The sequence below is a fragment of the Chryseobacterium sp. CBSDS_008 genome (assembly GCF_049959325.1).
Classification (GTDB): Bacteria; Bacteroidota; Bacteroidia; order Flavobacteriales; family Weeksellaceae; genus Chryseobacterium.
This window is the reverse complement of the sequence record NZ_CP188202.1, coordinates 4,074,383-4,094,723: the sequence shown is the minus strand read 5'-3', so window position 1 is coordinate 4,094,723 and position 20,341 is coordinate 4,074,383. Positions and strand designations below refer to the sequence as shown.

Below are 20,341 nucleotides of genomic sequence, written 5' to 3'. Positions count from 1 at the left end.
GTAAAAAATGTTATATAAAGAAATCCATATTGGGAAATTTATCAAGGAGAGGGTTAATGAAAATGAAATAACAGTAGAGAGGATATGCAAATTTTTAAGTAAAGATGAAGAAGCTGTCGAAATGATGTATGACAGCAAATCAATGGATACGGATCTTCTTTTAAGGTGGAGCAAACTGTTGGAATATGATTTTTTCAGACTATACAGTTCACATTTAATTTTATATGCACCGCCTTCAGCTATTAACAAGACCGGCCAAAAATCCGAAAAAACGCCCTACTTCAGGAAAAATATTTACACTCAGGAAATCAAAGATTTCATTATGAAAAGGATTCTTTCCGGTGAAATGACCCAAAGCGAAGTCATTAAAGAGTATTCCATTCCTAAAAGTACCCTGCACAGATGGCTTCAGAAGACTGATAATGCAAACGGATAAACACATAAGACATGCGCCCCAATTACAAAAAAATTTACCAGGATATGCTTAAAACAGAGCATCCTGAAAAGCTGAAAGATCCGAAAATCAAAGAACTTCTTGAAAAGCTTCACACGAGTGAGGATGTTCTGAAATTCAACGAAAAATTGTTTAAGCAGTCCAGAGAAAATCAAAAACTGAAAACCTATGACAAGCAGACCATGCTGAAATTGCTGCAGTACCAGAAAAAACACGGTCATTCCACAAGCTATATGTCGAGAAAATATAAGATAAGCAGAACAACGCTTTCCAAATGGAAACTCATGTTTGAAGAAGAGCTTGAAGATACTATGAAAAATGCCGGTAAATAATCTGCCGGCATTTTTTAAAGGTAATAATAAGAAAAAACCGGGCTAAACGTTTGCCGGAGTGACCAGCTTCACTATTCCTCCCATAATTGTGCTATGATGAATTTTTCCCTGATGACACTACCCTATCAGTAATGACTGAAATCGTTTCTGAAAATTAACAAGATTAAATCTTCAATGGAAATGCGAGGAAATTATTACGGAGATTTTGCCCAGAAAAAAGCACGTCCTTTGTTTAATGCTAAAACAGAGTATCAAAATAATGTTTAACTTCTAAAAAACGAACTGTTTTTATCTATTTCCGAACAAGTTTCGGGACTTTTATTTTTTCATTAGAAATGCGTTTAAAGCAAATTAAGGAATATTATGAAGCTAAATTCATTTTTCACTTAGCTCACATTCTACACAATAACAAAGTTTTAGTAAATACGGATGTTCGTAATTTACGATAAAATTAATTTGTATACTTGTTATAAGATTGCAATCACAAAAATAATTTAAAAATTAGACAATTATGAAAAAATTAATTTTATTAGCAGCCTTTGGAGTTGCTGGACTTGTTAGTGCTGAAGAAAGCGTTTTTAATGCTAAAGAAAAAAATAATCAAAAAGCAACTGAATGGTGTGGAACCGTTACATATTATACATCGTGCGGATTTCCTATTCAAGACTCTTATTGTACGAGTTGGGGAGAACAATGCTTAATGGATAATATGGCCTTATTGGATGAATATTTTTGTGATTAAATCAAAGCTTAATGTTAAAAATATTTTCACTAATAATAATTTTAACGAACAGTATTTTTGTTTTTTCACAAGACAAGAATACTGTTCTTTATTCTAACTTGATTTGTAAATATCATGTTAAATTTCTCAAAGATTCAACAAATAAATCGAGCGAGAGAGAAGAAATAATGACACTTTTTATTGGGGACAATGTTTCTCTTTTTAAAAGTGATCAAAAGGCAAAAAGTGATTCACTAAAAGAAGCCATTGTAAAAAATAGTATGAACAATATTACTTCAGAGAATCTTAATATTGATTTTTCAAAAGTTCCACGTGTGAATATGAGTCAAGAAGTATTACTACGAGATGGAAAGTTAAAAATTTATGATAAAGTATTTAAAAATTTGTTTTCATTTGAACCGGCTAATAAAGTTGAATGGAATTTATTAAATGAGACAAAAAAAATAAATGGATATAATTGTAAAAAAGCTATTGGTAAATATGGAATGAGGGAACTTACTGCATGGTACACCTTGGATATTCCAATATCAGAAGGTCCTTATACTTTCAAAGGTCTTCCAGGGCTTGTTATTTACTTAGAAGATCAAAAACAAACATATTCTTTTGAATTATTTTATTTGAAAAAAGAAAAGCGGGAAATTATACCTCTTAAAAATGATGCCTCCACAACCTACGAAAAATTTTCAAATGCAAGGCAAAATGCTAAAGATAATGCTGTAAGTAATGTAGGTGGACTTCTTCATAGAGAGATGACAAAACAGGAAATGGACTTAGTAAGGAATAACGCAGGTAAATCAAATAATTATTTAGACTAAAGCACTTTAAAATAAGGTGCTATTATAAATTATGTGAATTAGTCAATACTTTATCTGACAGTTATCAACAAATTGAATTAATATTGAAAACAGATATTGATATTTAATAACAATCTAATTTCTAATTTCTAATTTCTAATTTCTAATTTCTAATTTCTAATTATAAAATCCTTCTATCATTCATTTTTATTAAAGAAATCAGCTCTCGTAAGTTTTCCAGCAAGGGTTTTCTAGCTTTGTCCTTATTAAAGATTAAGCTATGATTAAAGGATTATATGAGACTCATGTTCAGGTGAGCAATCTGGAAAATGCAATACAATTTTATACCGGAGTATTAGGGCTAAAGTTAGCTCATAGAGATGAAACCAGACCTATTGCTTTTTTATGGGTTGGAGAAGGTAAAGAATTTATGCTGGGTCTTTGGGAGCAGAAAGAGAATCTTCAGACCAGGCATTTTGCTTTTTCCAGCAGTAAGGAAGATATTTTAAATTATTCAGTCGAATTTCTTGAAAGAAAGAATTTAAAGCCATACAATTTTCTGAAAGACGGGAGTGTTGAGCCTATGGTATTTGCATGGATGCCAGCACTCGCTATCTATTTTAATGATCCTGATGGAAACCAGCTTGAGTTTATTGCTGTTCTGGAAGGCGAAGGCAAACCGGAATTGGGTGTACTTAGTTATCATGAATGGATAAGCCAGGGAAAAAATTGATACAAAAGATTTACAAATGTCATTACAAAGCAAAGGCGTCAGGATATCAGGTTTAGATACCGGATTTATGCCTTTGCGTTTGTCATTAAATTATAAGCATAAGCAGCCTTTTTCACGGCATTACCCTAAAAGAAAGATAAATCGTTTTTATCTCTCACTGTATTGACTGAGAAAAAGTTTTCTCCGTCTCTTTCCTGAAAAGAAACCCGGAATAGCTATAAATAGGTGTATTTCTTAATTATTTTTTTAGAAAAAGATTGCAGATTTTTTTCAGGCTAGAATTTTCTTTCCAGGTATTTATTTTTTTTGTGACTTCATGATGAGCTTCCGAATGATTCAAGGCTAAAACTTCATGGTAGATTTCCAGGATTTTTTTCAGATTGGTAACAGGTGCTTCCATCTGAAGCAGAATATTGGAAATCAATTCTTCCAGGGCGATATTATGATTTTTGCTGACATTCAGCATATGATGCTGTATAAGATCTGTAAATCTTTTAACAGGTGCCCACTCCAGCTTTTCATGCATACCGATCACCCTTCCTAACCGGGCATTATCCATTATCTGGCCGGAAACATGTTCAAGCCACATTTCAGCCGCTGTTCCACGAATAGTTTTATCGCTATCCATAAAAATAGTCCCTAAAAACAAATATCCGATTTCATCAAGAGGCTTTTTAATCTGGTAAAGGGTATTTGCAGTATTTAAAACCAGGCCTCTTTCGTACACTTCAGCAATTCCTGAATAGAAAAGACAGTGTTTGATAACTTTCGCCAGAGCATTGGCCGGAGTATTTGGAAAACACAGCATCAAAGCAGGAATTTCACTAAGTTCTTTCTGTTCAGCAACAAAATACTCCATAAATAAAGGTTCTTTTCGTTTTTCAAGGTGATATTTCGGAATAACAATATTAAGTTCTACAGGATAATAAGAATTTTTCCTGGTATCGATAGTTTTCCACTTGTAATCTCCTGAAAAGAATTCTGCAGGAATAGTATCATAGCCAAAACCAGTGAATTCTTCAAAAACAGTTTCCGGGGAGCGTGTAATCCCTGCTGTCATCCACCATGAAGGATGTTTAAAATTACCTTCCGGCTTAGCATTTTTACCGAGAAAGAACAGCATCAGTTCTTTATATTCACCTTTCAATCTTTTTTCAACTTCTGCTATAGCTTCTGCAGTATTGTCTAAGGCACAACGCTGTAATGCGAGCTGAATATCAAGATGATGAGGTTCTGCATCTGCATTCTGATAACTTTCCAGTCTTTCTACCAAAGTGACGGGAGAAATCCAGCATGGAGCATGGGTAATCGGAAATAAAAGAGGAATCTTATCTCCGGATTTTATTTTTTGAAAAGCGTATATGGCAAGTTCTTTAAATGCCTGTCTGGCAGGACAATCGGCTCCCACACTTTCTATTGGTCCTAATTTTTTCTGATAATTTGAATAAGACTCTCTTTCTGCCTCTTCATCTTTGGTCTTCTGATAGATTCTTTCCAGGTTTTTAAGTTGAACAGGATATTGCTCAAGTAAGCTTAAGCCGTAATTGATAATGGCATTACACAGTAAAACATTCAGATAAGGAACTTCCCATTTGGAAATTGTTTTACAGGCTTTCAAAAATACCGGTTCTATAAGTTTCACAGATTGTGCGTCAACATCACCGGCAAAACGGATAAATCCGGTCAAAGCAATATCACAATGTTGACTGTACGGATCATCCATTGCCACGGGAAGATAAAACATCAGATCTTCAAAGTTCTGAAGTACCCTGACAGCATTTTCTTCTGTAGCTAAGGATAATTTTTCAGAAGCTATCACTTCCAGTTTGGGCTGTCTTTCTTCAATATATTTTACCAGAAGTGGGCGTACATTCGTCAGAATATTATCTGAATAATGGGAAAGCGCCTCTATTATATTTTCAGAGACCGGAATGTATTTCAAAATGATCTTCGCTGCCTTTGACTGTACGCCGTCATCTTTGCTTACAAACGCCGTACTTAAAGCCATTCCCAGCATTTCAGGATCTATTTTCTTTTTCTGAAATATTTTTTCAGTAAGCATCAGGCTGGAAACAACTACCGTTTTTACCTCCGAGCCCAGCAGGTTCGGAAGGTGAAGTGAAAATTCCTCATTTTTAAAATCAGGGATTCCCACTATTTTTTTCAGATGTGATAAGATGGTATTCACCGCTTTTGATTGTGAAGAAGCCAGCCCTGCAAGCAATTCATCCTGCAGATCGGATAATTCTTCTTCCGTTGGTTTTAAAGATGTAAATGCATCCATAAACCAGCCCGTTACATTTTTATTAAAGTTTCTGTTGGATGCCAGAAGGCATTCTCTCAAAAATCTTTTTCTGTCAATTTTTTTTTCTGCAATCAGCTTTTGGACGATAGGAAACCATTCTTTGCGGAAAGGCAAAGATTTGGAAGGATATTCACACAGATACCAAAAATGGGTATTGAGCGTTTCCGGATGGCGGTCCAGATCAGCAGGATAATTACTCAGATGATGCCCCAGCAATTCAGGTTTGGGCTGTACGTAGCCTTTTTCTGTCCATCCTAAAATATCTCTATAATTGAATGCTGTAAATTCAGCTTCTACAGATTCATTGATAAAATCTGAAAACCATTCCGGGCAGCCCCACTCCAGTATCTGTTCGGTCTGTTCTGCGTTTCTGAAAAGGCTCCAGTAATTTTTACCGAAATTCTTTTTATCCATGCATACAAATGAAGCAATATCTATAATGGAATGCTGGTTCACAGATCCTGCTGTATGGTAGGAGTTTTTGGTCATTACGATCTTACTGATCTCACGGTCCAGTTTCTTAATAGAAGGTACCAGCACCTTTCTTTCCTCCATGCTCAGCTGCTTTAGAAAAGGGATAATCTCATGTATTTTTTCCTCGTTAAGGATCTCATAAAGTCTTTCTTTCATGTGCTTTCAATTTGATATATAGTCTTTGCAGGTTATTTTCTTTTTTTAAAACCGTCACAGGATAATTTCCAATAGCTTCTTAAGATTGAAAACCGGTTTTTCAACAACTGACAGCATGGATGTCACCCGTTTTCTGAAAATGATATTACAACCGGTAAACAGACTGATAAGTTTTAAAATCCTGTTTGTATATTTTTATTATGCTTGTTTAAAAGAAAAAGCAATTTCTTTTATCTTTTGGATAAGCTTTTTTAAGAAAAGGTATAGTTTCTTTTATTTTATAGTTTAAAAATATCATCTTAAAATCTCCATCAATAAGCATAAAATCATTCTTATCAGCTAAATTAACAAAAATTGCCTGACAGACAGTAAATTATCCCTTAAATGTGATTTTTTTAACAAAACATTAAGTTAATAAAACGAGCTCTACCACGATGTTTAAAATTATTAAAACAATTCCCTGTTTAAAGATATATATACAAAAAAGTGAATAAAAGCCCTGTACTTTGATATTTACACATCATTTGGTGTCTTAAATTCAGAATTTGTATGTCTTATGGTAAAATTATTTTACTCCGCAGATACGTTAATTTTTTTTAAAATATTTAATATGGATTTTTGGTGAAAAACCGGCAAAGTGAAATTGTATTGATTTCCAATTATCAAGTCGGATAATTGAACTATACAATTTTATGGGTAAAAGATTACATCTTAAAAGTTTTTTCTACCTCTGTCAACCCCATTTTTGCCAAATGTTTGTATACTGTTGGTAAGGTAAGATTTCTTTTTTCTGCAATTTCAAAAGGAGGCATTCCTTCGTCAAATAACTGAAAAGTAATAAGGTGTGTAGGTTTTTTTGCAATGACTACAGAGGTATCTACTTCAAGTGTTCTGTCAAATAAAGGAAGGTCTAAGAGATAACATTCTTTCAGTTTTTCAATAAAGTCTGCAAGATCATACAGGAATATTTTAGTTTCTTCATTAAAGGATTTTAGTCCTTTTGTTCCTACAGTTTCCGAATAAAAATCTTTTAAAGGCAGCAGAAAATCTTCTGCGATCTTTTTATAGAAAAAATTGACAGCACCTTTGCATTTATCTTCAATTTCAGACCATTGGCAAGTTCCGGCTGCAAAGCTTATTGCTTTTTGATGAATAATTTTTCGGAACTTTTCGGAAATGATAAAAAGTATTTCACTTTCTGTTTTAAAATCTTTTAATAGTTTTTTTATTTTTTTTTGATCCGGTATTTCTACTGATAAGGCAGCCGCTTCCCAAATCATAACAGCATCTTTCAACCAGCCGCCATCCACAGTCATCCTTACTTTATGCAGGGTGTGATCATACTTTTCCCGCTCAACGAGTTGTTCTAAAGTATCATTGGCATTGGTTGACAGCTGAAAATGTTCAATTCTGGGATCACAAAATATGGCTTCAGGTGTAATTTTAGATTTCAGAACAATTCCTTCCAAAGTCCGGCAGCGGCTTAATGCAACATATACCTGTCCGCTGGCAAAAGATCTACCTGCATCAATGATTACCCGATCGAAGGTTAATCCCTGGCTTTTATGAATGGTAACCGCCCAGGCCAAACGTATCGGATATTGTTCAAAACTTCCCAGTATTTCCGTTTTGATATTCTTTTCCCCATCAAGTATATATCTTTTTTGCTCCCAAACTTCTTTCGTCACCGTTATTTCTTTTCCGGTTTCTTCAAACACGGCCTTGATAAGGTCTTTATCCAGATAGGAAACTTTTGCGAGTCTGCCATTGTAAAACTTTTTCTCAGGAGATGAATCATTTCGGATGAACATGATCTGGGTTCCTACTTTCAGTTCTAAAATTTTATCATTGGGATATTGGGTTTCTTTAAACTCACCAATAACAGCTGCTTGATAAAAATGAGAATCTTCACGCAGCTCAGCCAGCTTTTTCTGATTAATATGATCAGCTATTCGATTGTGAGAACAAAGATGGATATAGGTTTCATTTTCAGGCTCAAAATCAGGATTATATCTGGAATTTAATTTTTCAAAATTCAAATTACGGATATCTGCATGCCTTACAGCATCAAGTATTTCCAGAAATTCCAGGCTCTGCTGACGATATACTTTCTGTAATTCTACTGTTACCAATGGGATGCCTTGGAATGCTCTGGCGGAAAAGAAAAACGGTGTCTGATAAAATTTTGACAGGATACGTTCTGAATCATCCCTAACCACAGGAGGCAGCTGGTATAAATCCCCAATTAACAGCAACTGTGCTCCTCCAAACGGCAATTGATTTCGTCGGACTCTCCTTAATGAGTGATCCATCATATCCAGCAGGTCAGCTCTCAGCATTGAAACTTCATCAATGATAATCAATTCAATTTCACGGAAAAGATCAAGTTTATCTTTCCGGTATTTAAAATGAGGAAAAAGTTCATTGATATTCATTGCCAGATTAGGATCAACAGCCTCTGTAGTTGGTACAAATGTACGTGAAGGAATCGCAAATAATGAATGAATTGTAACTCCACCGGCATTAATAGCTGCAATACCTGTAGGTGCAACAATAATGTGTTTTTTGCGGGTCTTTTTCACAAACTCATTCAGGAAAGTAGTCTTCCCTGTTCCTGCTTTTCCTGTCAAAAATACATTTCTGCCGGTGTGTTCAAGTAAATCAGTGAGTCCGTCCAATGAATAAAAAGTTTTCATCAAAGTTAATTTATAAAAAGCTAAAACACCCTATTTATAAAAAATAAGACTCTCCTTTTCAAGAGAGCCCATATGATTGATAATGTTGAAATACTTCATTATTTTAATAATTCTTAAGGCACCAATGCAGAATCTTCGCAATGTTTTTGGCATCGTCTACTCCTCTGTGGTGTGTGCCCTCTAAAGTCATTCCCAATTCACCCAAAGCTCTGTTCATCCCGACACTTTTCCTGATGGCAGGATGAATTTCACCGAATAATGTTTTTACATTGATATGGTCATCACTCATAGGATAATCTGTGTAAAATCTTCTTGCCTGATTCTGCAGCATGTTCAAATCGTAGTTTCCATAACTTGCCCATGTCAGTTCTTCGGAATCATATTCTGCTCTCAGGATATCAAAAGCGTCATCCAGCATAATCCCTTCATGGTCCAGCATATGTTGGGTAAGGGTGGTAAGCTCCGTACAGAACGGACTTACTTTTGAATATTGGGGTTTTACTAAAATCCCTTCATTTTTTGAGATTTTACCTGTTTTTGCATTCATAATGCATACCCCTATTTCAATAATCTCACTTTCCTGGCCTCTTGGCGGCTGGTTTTCCCAACACGTTGCTTCGAGGTCTACTATTAGTATATTTTCTGTTGTTTTCATTTGTTAAAAATTTAATTGTTAAAGGAGGAAGAGGGAAATTTTACAATGTCTAATTATTTCCGGCCTCCAGCTTAAGTCTTCCAGCCTAATAATCTTCTTAAAATTATGGCCCTATTATAAGCATCGTTTGTTCCGCTGTGATGAGTGGCTTCAATTCTTTAAAGTTTTGCAGCAGGCTTAAGATATTTTCTTTTCCTACCGGATTCATAAAGTGACAGTAGAATTTTGGAAGATCCAGATAGTTATCCATACAATACTCTATCAGCCATCTGGCACAATCATATCCGGTTTTTTCAACAAATTCCTGAGAATCCTGTTTCAAATAATGTTCGTCTGCAAGATCATGATCAAAAGAAATCATTTCCGGAAGTCCTTTTTCCAAAATCCTGTTGATAAACTGTTCGTAATTACGAACGATATGCCAGTCGCTCCTGAGGAAAATATCCTGTTTTGTATAATGATAGACCTCTATTGGGTATCTTATATCATCCAGAAATAGTAATCTTTTTGTTTTTTCCATGACTTTTTTTGATTAGAAGCTGAACACTGAAAGTTTATAATGTAGTGTCAAAAACTTCCAGCATCTGACTTCATATCTTTTTACACCATCATATCAGCACAGCTGGAACTTGCGAAGGCATAAGGTTTTGCCTTGAACACATAACCCATTCCCAGAATATATCCCATAGCATCTTTTAATGCTACATTGGATTTAAAATCGGGGTCGGTATTAATATCTGCGTGTACCTCCATTTCCACACCATAAGTATCCAGCACAGAGCAGATCGCGTATGCGATTTCAACGGATTTGTTGACCTCATTCAGCATTCGCTCCTTGATACTGATACTCTGTATTTCTCTTTCTTTTCTGATAAAGGTAAACGCTCCTTTTCCCTCACGAATAAATACTACTGCCGTAGCATAGCTGATGGCATCTCCGTATACATGGGAGTCTGATCCCACACATACTTTCAGACGGTGTCCGTTAGCCTGTTCGCGGATGATGGCTTCTTCTACCAGCTGAGTGATAGAATGTTGGAAAATTTTTCCATTCATATTCTGCCATGTTTGTTGTTGCGTTTCCATTTTTTCTACATGTTTTAAATTTATAAATGATTGTTGATAATTGATAAATGATAACCCGTCACTGGTTTCATCTTTTTGCACTCCTAACCGGGCTCAAACCGATATCATCCGTTTTGGAGACTGAGATGCTGCCATTACACTATCAGATTAAATGCTGTTGATTCATTAGGACTCGAACCTAAACTCCAAGAATCAAAATCTTGTGTGCTGCCAATTACACTATGAATCAGATTAATTCATGAGTAATAAGTAATGAGTAATATCAGAAATCAGTCAGGTATCAATGATTGCTCATTGCTTATTACTTATACCATGTTAAGTTTGAGAAAGCTCTGTCTATTGATAAAACTATGCCTGTTAGTGTTTGTAAAATCTTCTGCGCTGACAGACCTTTCTCATTTCCTAATTAATATTTTGTTTTAAAAAAAAGTAAAAGACTGTCTGTTTTTATTGATTAAAGATCTTCTGCTCTTGACAGTTTTTTTCTTTTTTCTTTTTTCTTTATTTTTGTGTGAATGATAACTGGCCAATTTCTTTAAAAAAAAATCTGAACTTTCATGGTATTAATATCAATTCAATATTGACCAGCTATTCACATCCAGTACTCTATAAGGGAATCGAACCCTTGTTTTCTGCTCGAAAGGCAGGCGTCCTTACCGTTAGACGAATAGAGCATTTGAGCCACTGACCAGGAATCGAACCTGAACAACAAGAGTATATTTCCTGCATGCTGCCATTACATTATCAGCGGTTGGTGGAAGCAGTAGGATTCGAACCTACTCAGCAATGAAGCAATAGATTTTAACTCTATTACTTTCATTTTTAAGGAATCGTTCAATTCGTTCCTCATGTCAGTGCCCCGACTCTCCAACTTCGGTGTACTTCCTGATTTTTATAAGCAATTAATCAAAGTAATTCCTCATTTTTTTCCTTTCAAAAAAAAGAAAAGGTCTGTCTTTATGTTGAATGTTTAAAGATCTTCTGCGCCCGACAGCCTTTTTCTTTTATTAATAAAGGATATTCTTGCTATAGATGATAAAAGATTCTTATATCTCCTATAGTTTTTACATTGAGATGGTTATGGGATTCAAACCCACTCAGTTTACACAACGGTTTTGCAGACCGTCCCGACTCTTCCACTTCGGCGAACCATCAGATTAAAAAATAAAGCCTGTCTTAATGTGTTTGATATAAGAACTTCTGCGCTCGACAAACTTTATTTTTACCTAAAAATTTATAAATGATCACAATTAATTTCTAATGAATCCGGAGAGAAGAAAAGCCTGTCTGTATTTTTCGTGTTTGGCGTAAAGATCTTCTGCGCTCGACAAACTTTTACTTTTTCTCCTGAAACAATTAACAATTAGTTACCTGCGATTCTGGAAAGACTCGAACTTTCAACTTCCGGTTTAACAGACCGGTGCTCTGCCATTGAGCTACAAAATCATTGTAATTCCGGAAGGACTCGAACCTTCAACCTTCGGTGTATCAGACCGGCACTCTAACCACTTGAGCTACGAAATCATTGGTATTCCATAAGGGGATCGAACCCTTGTCGTTCGGTAGAAAGCCGAATGCACTTACCACTATGCTAATGGAATAATTTGTCTGGAAAGCAAGATTCGAACTTGCGACCTCCCGCGTCCAAGACGGGTAAACAACCACCGTTATCTTTCCAGCTTTAAGGCTCACTTCTGTTTCTTTTCCGGGAGACAGCCGGATCGGAAAGTTTCTATGAACCTTTGTGATTCCGAGAGGACTCGAACCTCTAACCCTGGGTTTAGAAAACCCATGCTCTGTCCGGTTGAGCTACGGAACCGTTTTTGGTAATCCCAGAAAGATTTGAACTTTCAACCCCCGGTTTAAAAGACCGGTGCTCTAACCCATTGAGCTATGAGATTGTTTTAAAGTTGTGAATAGTCAATAATCAATTCGCTTCGCTTGTCAATTTAAATTTCACAATTCACATTTTTTATTTGGGTATCTCCGGGGATCGAACCCTGTTCTCCGGTTCCACAGACCAGCGCTTTACCAAATAAGCTAAAGAAACCATAAAAAAAGCGCCTCTTTTCGGGAGGCGCTTCATATATTTTAACGTTAAAGATCATTAGCTGACCCACATATATAAGCACCTTTTATCCACAATTCCACTTTCAAGAATACACGCAAAACCTGTCGGCTCCTGTCCGAATAGTCTTGAATATTGATTGAATATGTTGTGTAACTGTTTCATTTTATTTTTGTTTGTTTCTAAATTATTTTTAATTGAATCCTGAAACCTGCTGCTTTCAATTTTCGGTTGCAAAGTAAATAGGATTTTTTGGAATCTGCAAATAAATTTTAAATTCAAAGCATTGACAATCAATTAATTACGTATAATTTCTAGAATAGAGAATTTCTGTCCGCAATATTTTGCAGATATCTTAATTACCTAAATGACTGTCTCTCACCGGGTTGCTTATCACTCTATTTTATCGTATTAAAGTTTCATTGTTGATTAAAAAATTTTCATGTTTATGGTTATTTTTTTTCATTCTAAATAATTTCTGACCTAAAAAACAAAAAACGCCTCGAAAAATCGAGGCGTTTCTGTTGTATTTTGATTAAATTTTTACAAGTTTACAGTAAATAATTTCCAAAGTCAGCACATTTCGCCTCATTCCATATCACCTCATCATACCCGAATAACCCTTTATTTGAAGGGCTTTCGCATAGTTCCGCATTGATATGTGCTCTTTGTATTGTCATAATTTTCTGGGGCAAAGATAAATCTTTTTTGGTTTTATTTTATCATTCTCACAAGGAAGGGTAATAAAAAAGGAAGTTTCGGATACTTAGTATATAATGCTTTTTACCACGCAAAGTTTTAATTTCAGGGGTATCATATTTAGTGAGCTAAGGAGAATCAATTAAAAATTGATTGATGAAGCGAACGTTTTATTTTTGCTTAATAAGAGCTGTACTTCTTCCCAATTTTTGTTTTTAATTCCTGAACATTTTATTTCTTCCTGTTTTGAATCTTGAAATGTCTTTCAGGATCACCTGATCATCGGGATTAAAATATTTCAGTTCGTTGACAATTTCGGAACGGGTGTTTACTTTTTCGGCAATGATTTCATAAGCTATATTTCTGGTAGCGGCATGCAGTTTCGGATCTTTTTTGAATTCGTACTTCATGACTTCCAGGTAAGTAATCTTTTTATGAGCTGGAGTTTTTTCATACAAATCCTTTATTTCTGACTCCAGTTTTTTAACATCAGAAATATTGGCAAAGTAGTTATTCAAACAGTTGAAGGCATCCCGATCTTCTTCCCAGCCTTTCAGCAGTACTTTTTGCGCATCTTCAGGTTTTTCCATTTTCTTACGGTATACCAAAGAAGCTTTTACCATCTGGTTATTGTTGGTGTAATCATCTGCAACGATCTGATAATAATGATGGGCGTTTTTAAGATCACTGATTTCTTTATAGAGATCGCCTACTTTTTCTTTCTGCTCCATTTCTTTGTAAAGATCTATTGCTTTTTTGTATTGCTTTGCTTTTTCATAGCAGACCGCAGCATCGGATTTATTGTTCAGTTTTTTAAGATATACTACGGCTGCTTCATTATAAAATCCTCCGTTTTCCAATGTCTTTGCACCTCTGTAATTATCCTGCAGCAGATTCATATAGACTCTGGCGGCTTTTTTATAATCGTTTTCAGCAATGTATTTCTCGGCAAGTTCTTCATATTTGCTCCGGATTCTGTCAAAAAGGGAATTTTCAAGATAAAAGTTACTGCTTCCAGTGCCCTTTCTTCCCGCAGCATTCCTGTTGTTTTGTTCCTTATCTTTTAAAGAAGTAATGACAAGAAGGATAATAAAGGCTACAACCAGGAAAATAACCAATGTCCCGACCACACTCCAGAAGCTTTCATGGAATAACTGGGCAACGATTCCGATAACTTTAAACATCGCCAACAGCACGAATGCGGCCATAAATTTGTCTATAAATTTCTGTTTATTTATCATCATCGGAATTTAAAATGGTTTTATCATCTCTAAACAGGCGATAAAGGAGCAGCATTACACCAATGACCAGAACCCATACAAACCAGTTGTATCCAAACATTTTCACCAACGGATAAAATAAGTACACCAGCATAGCCATAAGGATTGCAATTAAAATAAACTTTACCCAGGCCGGCACACTATCACCACCGAGGTTTAAAGATTTATTTTTAAACAGGAACGAATACAGCCCTACTCCGGCAATCATCAGGATAACCATGTACAGAATATCTGAAACAGGAGCCTTTTTTTCCAGCGGTGTTCCTTCTGCACCGATTGCTTTGACTTTCGATTTATCCATTAAAGCTGAAGAAGGATCTATGATATCCAGTGTTCCATAGAGTTTCCCCAGAGAATCAGCCATCAAAGCCTTCCTTTTTTTCAGAAGATATTTTACAACATCGCCATTCACCGGTTTTCCCTGAGTGTATTGTTTTAAAGAATCAGAAATCTGACGCTTCAGCTTTTCTGTTTTTTGTTCAAGATGTTTTGTAATTTTCCGGGTGTAAATGGTTTTGAGAGAATCTCTGCTTTGTTTTTCTTTATTAACAAGCTTTTCGATGTCCCTTCCAATCTCACCGACTTCTCTGCCACCCGCTTTTTTATAGTTTTCTTTGTCTTCTTTTGTTTTGGATTCTATGATCCCCGCGTTCATAAGCTCTCTGGACAATCCTTTTCTCTGCTGGTGATACATGGAATCAATCTTAAGATCAATTTCGGACGTTCCCGACTGGAAAGCAATCATATCCGAAGGTGCTTTTACAGCATTGTTCACAATGGTTCCCGAAGAAGTTCCTGCTTCTTCCTGGTCCGGATTGTTTTTATCTGAAGGTAATGTAATCTTTAAAACGATAGCTGCAATAATAAGCGCCCAGAATACTCTGCGGAAATTCTTTGTTCCTGCACTTTCGGTTTTACTTCCCGCTCCTCCGCCAAATAATCCTTCCAGCCATGTAAATTTTCCAAATCCATCGCCTCTGGAAGTTCCCATAACGTCAAGAGAAACACCTAACTCTATGGCTCTTTCGGGGTATTTTTCAATGTATTTTAAGTATTTTTCTATTTCTTTTTTATTTCCGTCCATTACTTTTTTAAGGTCAAACGGCAGGTTGTTCATCCATTCTTCTTCGGTTTGCTTTGGCTGTAATGCTTCCATTACTTTTTCGTCATCCATTTCCACCGTGAAACTTTTTATTTCCTGGGGAATTGAAACCCCGTTCAGCGGTTTTCTGATTCTTTCATCTATGGTTCCAGGTTGTTGAATTAATGCAGTCCAGTCGATTTCTTCAGACAATTTCACCAGTCCGAATTCGGGATGCATAATCAGAAAACGGGAATCAAGCTGTGCCCAGTCTTCAGGGTTTATTTTGGGATAAAAGGTTGTATTTTCAGGGATAAAAAGCCTGTCGTCCACACTCTGGAAGTAAGCATTTCTTCCTATTTCCTGCGGAGCAAGATCATTAAAAATAAGAAAACATCCATACAGCACATTGGGATTATCTGAGGGAACAGCAAAAGATTTTACCTGACTTAAATTAATGCCAAGTATTTCCATTTCCTGAAGCCATACCACAGGGGAGGAACCTTTGATCAAAAGTCCTTTTTTGGGAAAACTATTTTTCGGGAAAGGTTTTATTCTAAGCTCCATAATCCAAAATCTGTTCTATAAAAGGTTTTAAAAACCTGTCACACATATCATCCATTGTTTTTACTTTCAGCAGGGCGTGCTCAGGAAGATAGTATTCCGACCCGCCAAATTCAGTATAGGTTGCCAATGATAGGAAGCCACCCAGCGTGGAAGGAATAAAGAATTCCTCAATACTCTTGTTACTGCTTCGGAAAGTCAGCATTCCCCGCGAATCGGTAATAATTTCACTTCCATCGGGAAACGTAAATTTATTTTTATTCTGTTCAGCAAAAATTTTGATATCATATTTATTTTTGGAAAAATCCAAAGTGTTTTCTGAAGCACTGTACAATTCATTTCCGGAAACAACCAGGTTTCCATGCTGATTGATCCCGATTTTATTGAAATTATTGATCACTCTCAATCCGCTTCCCTCCAGCTTGGCAACTTCGGCTTCAGCTTTTATATTATTTTTTTCAAATTCTTTGTCTTTTCCGCTAATAGGTTCTACAGAGATATTCCCATCAATATTGATTTTGTAATGGGTAATGCTGTCCGGATGATACAGGTAAAAATTCCTTCCAAAATATTTCAGCTGATAAGACTCCTGAATATTCATTCCTGTAAGGTTCTGTTCAGAATATTCTCCGGTATTAAGGTTAAGCTTTGATATTAACTTCTGATCGGGCTGATACTGGCACAGAATAAAATGCTGCTGCCTGTTTTTAGCAAGGGCAAACTGTCCTTTGGGTTTTATGGAAATTTTGTCAAACAAAACTTCACAGCCATGATGGGTTTTATAATAATCATAAGAATGTCTGTCGTAATAATTATCAGAAAGATACGTCTTCAGCAGTTGCTTTTTCGAGCTCAGAATGAAAAATTCTCCATCATACAAGAACTTAGCAATCTTATTAACAGGTGTTGGAAATAAGATCGGATAGTTTTGTGGAAGATCAGTTTTCTTACCGTTGAAATTCTGAGTAGATTGTTTTTGCTGTGGCGGATTGGCCCACAGTTCCTGTAATGGAAGTTTTATTTTTTGAATATGCTTTCTTGCTCCTTTATGATGCTTATAAAAATTAATTTCACCATCTGAAGCAGTCGTCACCAGAAATTTCAGCTTATCCCTGTTCTGATGTACTACGCGCTGAATTTTTTCATCAGCCATAGTATCCTGATGGGTAATAAAGAAAACTTCAATATCTTTTTCTGAGTGCTGTTTGTCAAAAAAATCTTCCAACGCTTCTGAAACTTCCAATACCGGGCTTACCTGATTGAGGTTTTCCACCACGTCTTCTACTTTGTTAAGTGCCATAGGAACACCTGCCTGTCCTAAAGCGAAGACTTTACATTCAGCATGGGCTTTGGGATGTTTGATAACGGCAATTGCAGACGCATATGCCAATACTTTTGGGGTTCCCCAGTTTCTGAGGGAAGTATCGATCAGGATAATTCTTTCAAAAATATTTTCTTCGGGCGGAATTTCTCTCTGAATGTAAAGCACTTCATTATTGGCCACCCTATTCATAAAGATGTCCTCTTCATTGGCAAATTCGGTGAGAAGCATCCTGTGAAAATCACCTTTGTTGGTCATATCAGAAATTCCTCCTATGGGCTGTTCACCGGGAGAAAGATGGCGCATCGGGATTTTCAGTCCGCTCCAGATTCTTTTGATCAGACTTCCTACCTGAAATGTTTTGGGCTCTTCAATTAATTCTTTGATAAAATCTTTATGGGTATCCGCCGTTGTATCTTCTTCTGCCACCTCATCATTCAGCTCCGGTTCATGAATCAGACCCTTCATCGCCTCAATGATGGATTGTACGGTAGGAAACTTTTCGTTCAGATTCAAAGCACTCAGATCTTTGTTTAGAACGGCTGGTCCTGCGTGTTGTTTTTCTGCACTGGAAGCAAGTTCCTGTGGTCTTTTATAATAGAATCTTAAGAAACCATCTGAAAAGCTCGGTGACAATCTGTTATGACCGTTTCCAAATAGTGTCTGCAGCAGTACAATTTTGTTCTGTTTCTGCTTGTAAACTTTGGGAAGTTCTTTTATTTTTTCAAGGAATTCAATTTGTGTTTCCACACTGAATTCAAAATCTTCTCTACTATAAAACTCAGCGGTACGTCTTAGTGGGCCGGCAAAATCTGTATAGCCATCCTGCATGGCATATAAAACCATAAGCAATGCCCCGAAGGGAGGCCATCCCACGGGCTGAAGATAGTTCAGAATTTCCATTACATAAGGTCTGTAGGCAATTGCTCCCACTCCCGGAACCGAGAGGAGATTGTTGTCATGATAACCGCAATCTCCGGGAACATCTTCATCTGTTTTCCATTCCCAAAAGTAATTTTCATAGGACTGGAAATAAGTATTTAATTCCATTCTCTTGATTTTTGGGTAAGGCGGAATGAGCTTACGGACAACGGACGGAAATCTGTGTTCTTTATCAACAGGTAATTTCCGTTTTTATCCCACAACAGCCATCCTTCCGACTCTTTATTATATTTCTGCTGTAACAGCGTACTTAGATTTTTAAATTCAAAATCCAGACCTGCAGGCAGTAAATGTCTGTCTTTTGACCAGTATGTTTTTCCAGGAAAGCTTAAGAGTGGAACTCCTATAAATAAAGCTCTATTTCCCAACAGGATCCATTTTATTTTTTCAAGTTTAAACTTAGGCAATGTGACGATGCTTTCTTTAAGGTCTTCAATAGCACAGAGTAAAGCAATTACCGGCTGTTCTTCATGGCTTTCTTTGAGTTTGATCTGAACCTGTTCGTGGATGCCAAAATAGTTTTGGTTCGAAGGTGGAAAGCTAAGTTGCAGCGCTTTATCTATGGGAATCCACAGCAGTGCTGTCGGCATTTTTTTGCTTGGCACCAAAGCTTCTTTCCTGAATAGGAGTCCATCCCGAAGCTCATACAAGATAAGATCCGGTAACTGTTGTATTTCCGAAGCGGCTGCCTGTTCTTCGGTAAAGCCTTTCAGCCAGATCGTTTCATTATCCATGGCAATCTGAACATTTTTCCAGTCTCTGATTGAGCCCAGAAAATCTTCATCAGCACGGGGAATTTCCGCCCGGAATTCTTTTAAACGCTTTGAAGAATCTTCTGCCATAAGCTCTCAATTTCTTGCTGAATATACTGCTTCTGTTCCGGATTCCTGATCCAGTCGCAACGGGTCTGCAGATATCTTAGTTTATCTTTTATTACATTCTGTTCCTCAAAACTCAATGTTCCTCCATTCCATTTTTCCATGAGAATTTTTACGTCTTTCATGACTTCCTCGGGATCGGGTGTTTTATTCTGCATTGCCTGTGGATGGGAATCCGGATGATCATCTTTCTCAATCGTCCTGTTGATAATTCCTTCCAGGATTTCAATCTGTTCTTCTGTATCCCATATATGTTTTAATACCCACAGATCAGAAAGTACGGCTTCTTTTCTTCCGCAGATCAGGGCACTTGCTGCAATCAGATTCTGAAGTTTCACCGCTCTACGGTCTGAAATGGCAATTCCTGTATTTCTGAGGCTCATAATGGTATTCAGATAGACTTCATAAATCGGTTTAAGGTCTATTGTTCTACACATATTCTGGAGCTGCCTGATCTCATCAGCATGAATTTCCGGAATTTCCGTTTCTTCTTCGTTTTCCAGTTTTCTTCCTGCTAAAAGTACCTGTTGTAAGAGTTCGGGATTGACGTAATCCACTTTGATTCTCAGCAGAAAACGGTCAAATAATGCGTTCAGCGCTTCATCTTCGGGAAGAACGTTACTTGCTCCTACAAACATAAGTGCAGGAAGGTGTTTGGTTTCTTTTCCTCTTTTAAAAATCTTCTCGTTAAGAGCCATCAGAAGGGAATTCAGAATCGCTGAATTGGCATTGAAGATTTCATCCAGAAAAACCATAGAGGCTTCGGGCATCATTCCTTCTGTATTGGTCAAAAGTTCACCTTCTTTCAGTTTTCTGATATCAAAAGGTCCGAAAATCTCGTTGGGTTCTGTAAAACGGGTGAGCAGATATTCGAAGTTTTTTCCGTCTTTCACTGTTTTTGCCAGCGTTCTGACAATCGCCGATTTTGCAGTTCCCGGAGGTCCGTATAAAAAGGCATTTTCCCGTGCCAAAAGGCATATTCCCAACAGGTCTACGACATCATTTTTACCTACAAAAGTATCTTTTACGTAGTTCAGTACTGTATTAAGCTGATTGATATTCTGGTTCATTGATTAAAAAA

Annotated in this window: 16 protein-coding genes and 11 tRNA genes; 5 read left to right on the top strand and 22 right to left on the bottom strand. The window is 36.5% G+C overall.

Features of this window, described 5'->3' with window-relative positions; genetic code table 11:
* Positions 1-7 precede the first annotated feature (7 nt).
* From ACP3T3_RS18630 to ACP3T3_RS18610, 5 genes are all read left to right on the top strand, one after another.
* Positions 8-436 carry a transposase gene (locus ACP3T3_RS18630; protein WP_426477242.1) on the top strand — a complete coding sequence of 143 codons (429 nt, stop codon included), beginning with the start codon at positions 8-10 and terminating at the stop codon, positions 434-436.
* A 44-nt stretch (positions 437-480) separates the two neighbouring features.
* Positions 481-786, top strand: coding sequence for a helix-turn-helix domain-containing protein (locus ACP3T3_RS18625; RefSeq protein ID WP_426477241.1), 306 nt, complete (start codon positions 481-483; stop codon positions 784-786).
* 511 nt (positions 787-1,297) lie between these two features.
* Positions 1,298-1,528, top strand: a complete 231-nt coding sequence (locus tag ACP3T3_RS18620; RefSeq protein WP_426477240.1) for a hypothetical protein — start codon at positions 1,298-1,300, stop codon at positions 1,526-1,528.
* 11 nt (positions 1,529-1,539) lie between these two features.
* Positions 1,540-2,343 (top strand): GLPGLI family protein, encoded by an 804-nt coding sequence (locus ACP3T3_RS18615; protein ID WP_426477239.1) that lies wholly within the window; start codon positions 1,540-1,542, stop codon positions 2,341-2,343.
* Positions 2,344-2,602: 259 nt separating this feature from the next.
* Positions 2,603-3,055 carry a VOC family protein gene (locus ACP3T3_RS18610; protein WP_426477238.1) on the top strand — a complete coding sequence of 151 codons (453 nt, stop codon included), beginning with the start codon at positions 2,603-2,605 and terminating at the stop codon, positions 3,053-3,055.
* 238 nt (positions 3,056-3,293) lie between these two features.
* Here the strand turns inward: ACP3T3_RS18610 and ACP3T3_RS18605 are convergent, their stop codons facing one another.
* The 22 genes from ACP3T3_RS18605 to ACP3T3_RS18500 all read right to left on the bottom strand — a co-directional run bounded on the left by ACP3T3_RS18605 (position 3,294) and on the right by ACP3T3_RS18500 (position 20,330).
* Positions 3,294-5,990 (bottom strand): DUF6493 family protein, encoded by a 2,697-nt coding sequence (locus ACP3T3_RS18605; RefSeq protein WP_426477237.1) that lies wholly within the window; start codon positions 5,988-5,990, stop codon positions 3,294-3,296.
* A gap of 704 nt (positions 5,991-6,694) precedes the next feature.
* Entirely contained in the window at positions 6,695-8,686 is a 1,992-nt protein-coding gene (locus tag ACP3T3_RS18600) for an AAA family ATPase (protein ID WP_426477236.1), read from the bottom strand.
* A gap of 103 nt (positions 8,687-8,789) precedes the next feature.
* Complete coding sequence (locus ACP3T3_RS18595; RefSeq protein ID WP_426477235.1) at positions 8,790-9,341, bottom strand: exonuclease domain-containing protein; 552 nt, start codon at positions 9,339-9,341, stop codon at positions 8,790-8,792.
* Between the two features lie 103 nt (positions 9,342-9,444).
* Positions 9,445-9,861 (bottom strand): cyclic-phosphate processing receiver domain-containing protein, encoded by a 417-nt coding sequence (locus ACP3T3_RS18590; protein ID WP_426477234.1) that lies wholly within the window; start codon positions 9,859-9,861, stop codon positions 9,445-9,447.
* A gap of 80 nt (positions 9,862-9,941) precedes the next feature.
* On the bottom strand, positions 9,942-10,427 hold the full coding sequence (locus tag ACP3T3_RS18585) for a ribonuclease H-like YkuK family protein (protein WP_426477233.1): 486 nt from the start codon (positions 10,425-10,427) through the stop codon (positions 9,942-9,944).
* Between the two features lie 157 nt (positions 10,428-10,584).
* Positions 10,585-10,656, bottom strand: a tRNA-Gln gene (locus tag ACP3T3_RS18580).
* Between the two features lie 373 nt (positions 10,657-11,029).
* Positions 11,030-11,101, bottom strand: a tRNA-Glu gene (locus ACP3T3_RS18575).
* Positions 11,102-11,179: 78 nt separating this feature from the next.
* Positions 11,180-11,313 (bottom strand) — tRNA-OTHER (locus tag ACP3T3_RS18570).
* A gap of 186 nt (positions 11,314-11,499) precedes the next feature.
* A tRNA-Cys gene (locus tag ACP3T3_RS18565) sits at positions 11,500-11,581 on the bottom strand.
* Positions 11,582-11,801: 220 nt separating this feature from the next.
* A tRNA-Asn gene (locus ACP3T3_RS18560) sits at positions 11,802-11,873 on the bottom strand.
* 4 nt (positions 11,874-11,877) lie between these two features.
* A tRNA-Ile gene (locus ACP3T3_RS18555) sits at positions 11,878-11,951 on the bottom strand.
* A 2-nt stretch (positions 11,952-11,953) separates the two neighbouring features.
* Positions 11,954-12,028, bottom strand: a tRNA-Glu gene (locus ACP3T3_RS18550).
* Between the two features lie 6 nt (positions 12,029-12,034).
* Positions 12,035-12,106, bottom strand: a tRNA-Pro gene (locus tag ACP3T3_RS18545).
* A 66-nt stretch (positions 12,107-12,172) separates the two neighbouring features.
* Positions 12,173-12,246 (bottom strand) — tRNA-Arg (locus ACP3T3_RS18540).
* Positions 12,247-12,251: 5 nt separating this feature from the next.
* A tRNA-Lys gene (locus ACP3T3_RS18535) sits at positions 12,252-12,328 on the bottom strand.
* 76 nt (positions 12,329-12,404) lie between these two features.
* Positions 12,405-12,472: transfer RNA gene (locus ACP3T3_RS18530), tRNA-His, on the bottom strand.
* A gap of 574 nt (positions 12,473-13,046) precedes the next feature.
* Complete coding sequence (locus ACP3T3_RS18525) at positions 13,047-13,175, bottom strand: penicillin-binding protein (protein ID WP_120233400.1); 129 nt, start codon at positions 13,173-13,175, stop codon at positions 13,047-13,049.
* Positions 13,176-13,409: 234 nt separating this feature from the next.
* Positions 13,410-14,438 carry a hypothetical protein gene (locus ACP3T3_RS18520; RefSeq protein ID WP_426477232.1) on the bottom strand — a complete coding sequence of 343 codons (1,029 nt, stop codon included), beginning with the start codon at positions 14,436-14,438 and terminating at the stop codon, positions 13,410-13,412.
* On the bottom strand, positions 14,425-16,122 hold the full coding sequence (locus tag ACP3T3_RS18515) for an APC family permease (RefSeq protein ID WP_426477231.1): 1,698 nt from the start codon (positions 16,120-16,122) through the stop codon (positions 14,425-14,427). The genes ACP3T3_RS18520 and ACP3T3_RS18515 overlap by 14 nt, the downstream gene beginning before the upstream one ends.
* A complete protein-coding gene (locus tag ACP3T3_RS18510) occupies positions 16,112-18,490 on the bottom strand; it encodes a hypothetical protein (protein ID WP_426477230.1) in 2,379 nt (792 codons plus the stop codon). Before ACP3T3_RS18510 ends, ACP3T3_RS18515 begins: the two co-directional genes overlap by 11 nt.
* Entirely contained in the window at positions 18,481-19,224 is a 744-nt protein-coding gene (locus tag ACP3T3_RS18505) for a hypothetical protein (protein WP_426477229.1), read from the bottom strand. The genes ACP3T3_RS18510 and ACP3T3_RS18505 overlap by 10 nt, the downstream gene beginning before the upstream one ends.
* Positions 19,197-20,330: an AAA family ATPase gene (locus ACP3T3_RS18500; RefSeq protein ID WP_426477228.1), complete on the bottom strand. Its 1,134-nt coding sequence runs from the start codon at positions 20,328-20,330 to the stop codon at positions 19,197-19,199. The genes ACP3T3_RS18505 and ACP3T3_RS18500 overlap by 28 nt, the downstream gene beginning before the upstream one ends.
* Between the last annotated feature and the right edge of the window lie 11 nt (positions 20,331-20,341).

Coding starts and splice junctions, on each gene's coding strand:
- ACP3T3_RS18520 (WP_426477232.1), bottom strand. CDS start 14,438: ATGATGATAAATAAACAGAAATTTATAGACAAATTTATGGCCGCATTC.
- ACP3T3_RS18595 (WP_426477235.1), bottom strand. CDS start 9,341: ATGAAAACAACAGAAAATATACTAATAGTAGACCTCGAAGCAACGTGT.
- ACP3T3_RS18590 (WP_426477234.1), bottom strand. CDS start 9,861: ATGGAAAAAACAAAAAGATTACTATTTCTGGATGATATAAGATACCCA.
- ACP3T3_RS18615 (WP_426477239.1), top strand. CDS start 1,540: ATGTTAAAAATATTTTCACTAATAATAATTTTAACGAACAGTATTTTT.
- ACP3T3_RS18510 (WP_426477230.1), bottom strand. CDS start 18,490: ATGGAATTAAATACTTATTTCCAGTCCTATGAAAATTACTTTTGGGAA.
- ACP3T3_RS18620 (WP_426477240.1), top strand. CDS start 1,298: ATGAAAAAATTAATTTTATTAGCAGCCTTTGGAGTTGCTGGACTTGTT.
- ACP3T3_RS18515 (WP_426477231.1), bottom strand. CDS start 16,122: ATGGAGCTTAGAATAAAACCTTTCCCGAAAAATAGTTTTCCCAAAAAA.
- ACP3T3_RS18500 (WP_426477228.1), bottom strand. CDS start 20,330: ATGAACCAGAATATCAATCAGCTTAATACAGTACTGAACTACGTAAAA.
- ACP3T3_RS18525 (WP_120233400.1), bottom strand. CDS start 13,175: ATGACAATACAAAGAGCACATATCAATGCGGAACTATGCGAAAGCCCT.
- ACP3T3_RS18605 (WP_426477237.1), bottom strand. CDS start 5,990: ATGAAAGAAAGACTTTATGAGATCCTTAACGAGGAAAAAATACATGAG.
- ACP3T3_RS18585 (WP_426477233.1), bottom strand. CDS start 10,427: ATGGAAACGCAACAACAAACATGGCAGAATATGAATGGAAAAATTTTC.
- ACP3T3_RS18600 (WP_426477236.1), bottom strand. CDS start 8,686: ATGAAAACTTTTTATTCATTGGACGGACTCACTGATTTACTTGAACAC.
- ACP3T3_RS18505 (WP_426477229.1), bottom strand. CDS start 19,224: ATGGCAGAAGATTCTTCAAAGCGTTTAAAAGAATTCCGGGCGGAAATT.
- ACP3T3_RS18610 (WP_426477238.1), top strand. CDS start 2,603: ATGATTAAAGGATTATATGAGACTCATGTTCAGGTGAGCAATCTGGAA.
- ACP3T3_RS18630 (WP_426477242.1), top strand. CDS start 8: ATGTTATATAAAGAAATCCATATTGGGAAATTTATCAAGGAGAGGGTT.
- ACP3T3_RS18625 (WP_426477241.1), top strand. CDS start 481: ATGCTTAAAACAGAGCATCCTGAAAAGCTGAAAGATCCGAAAATCAAA.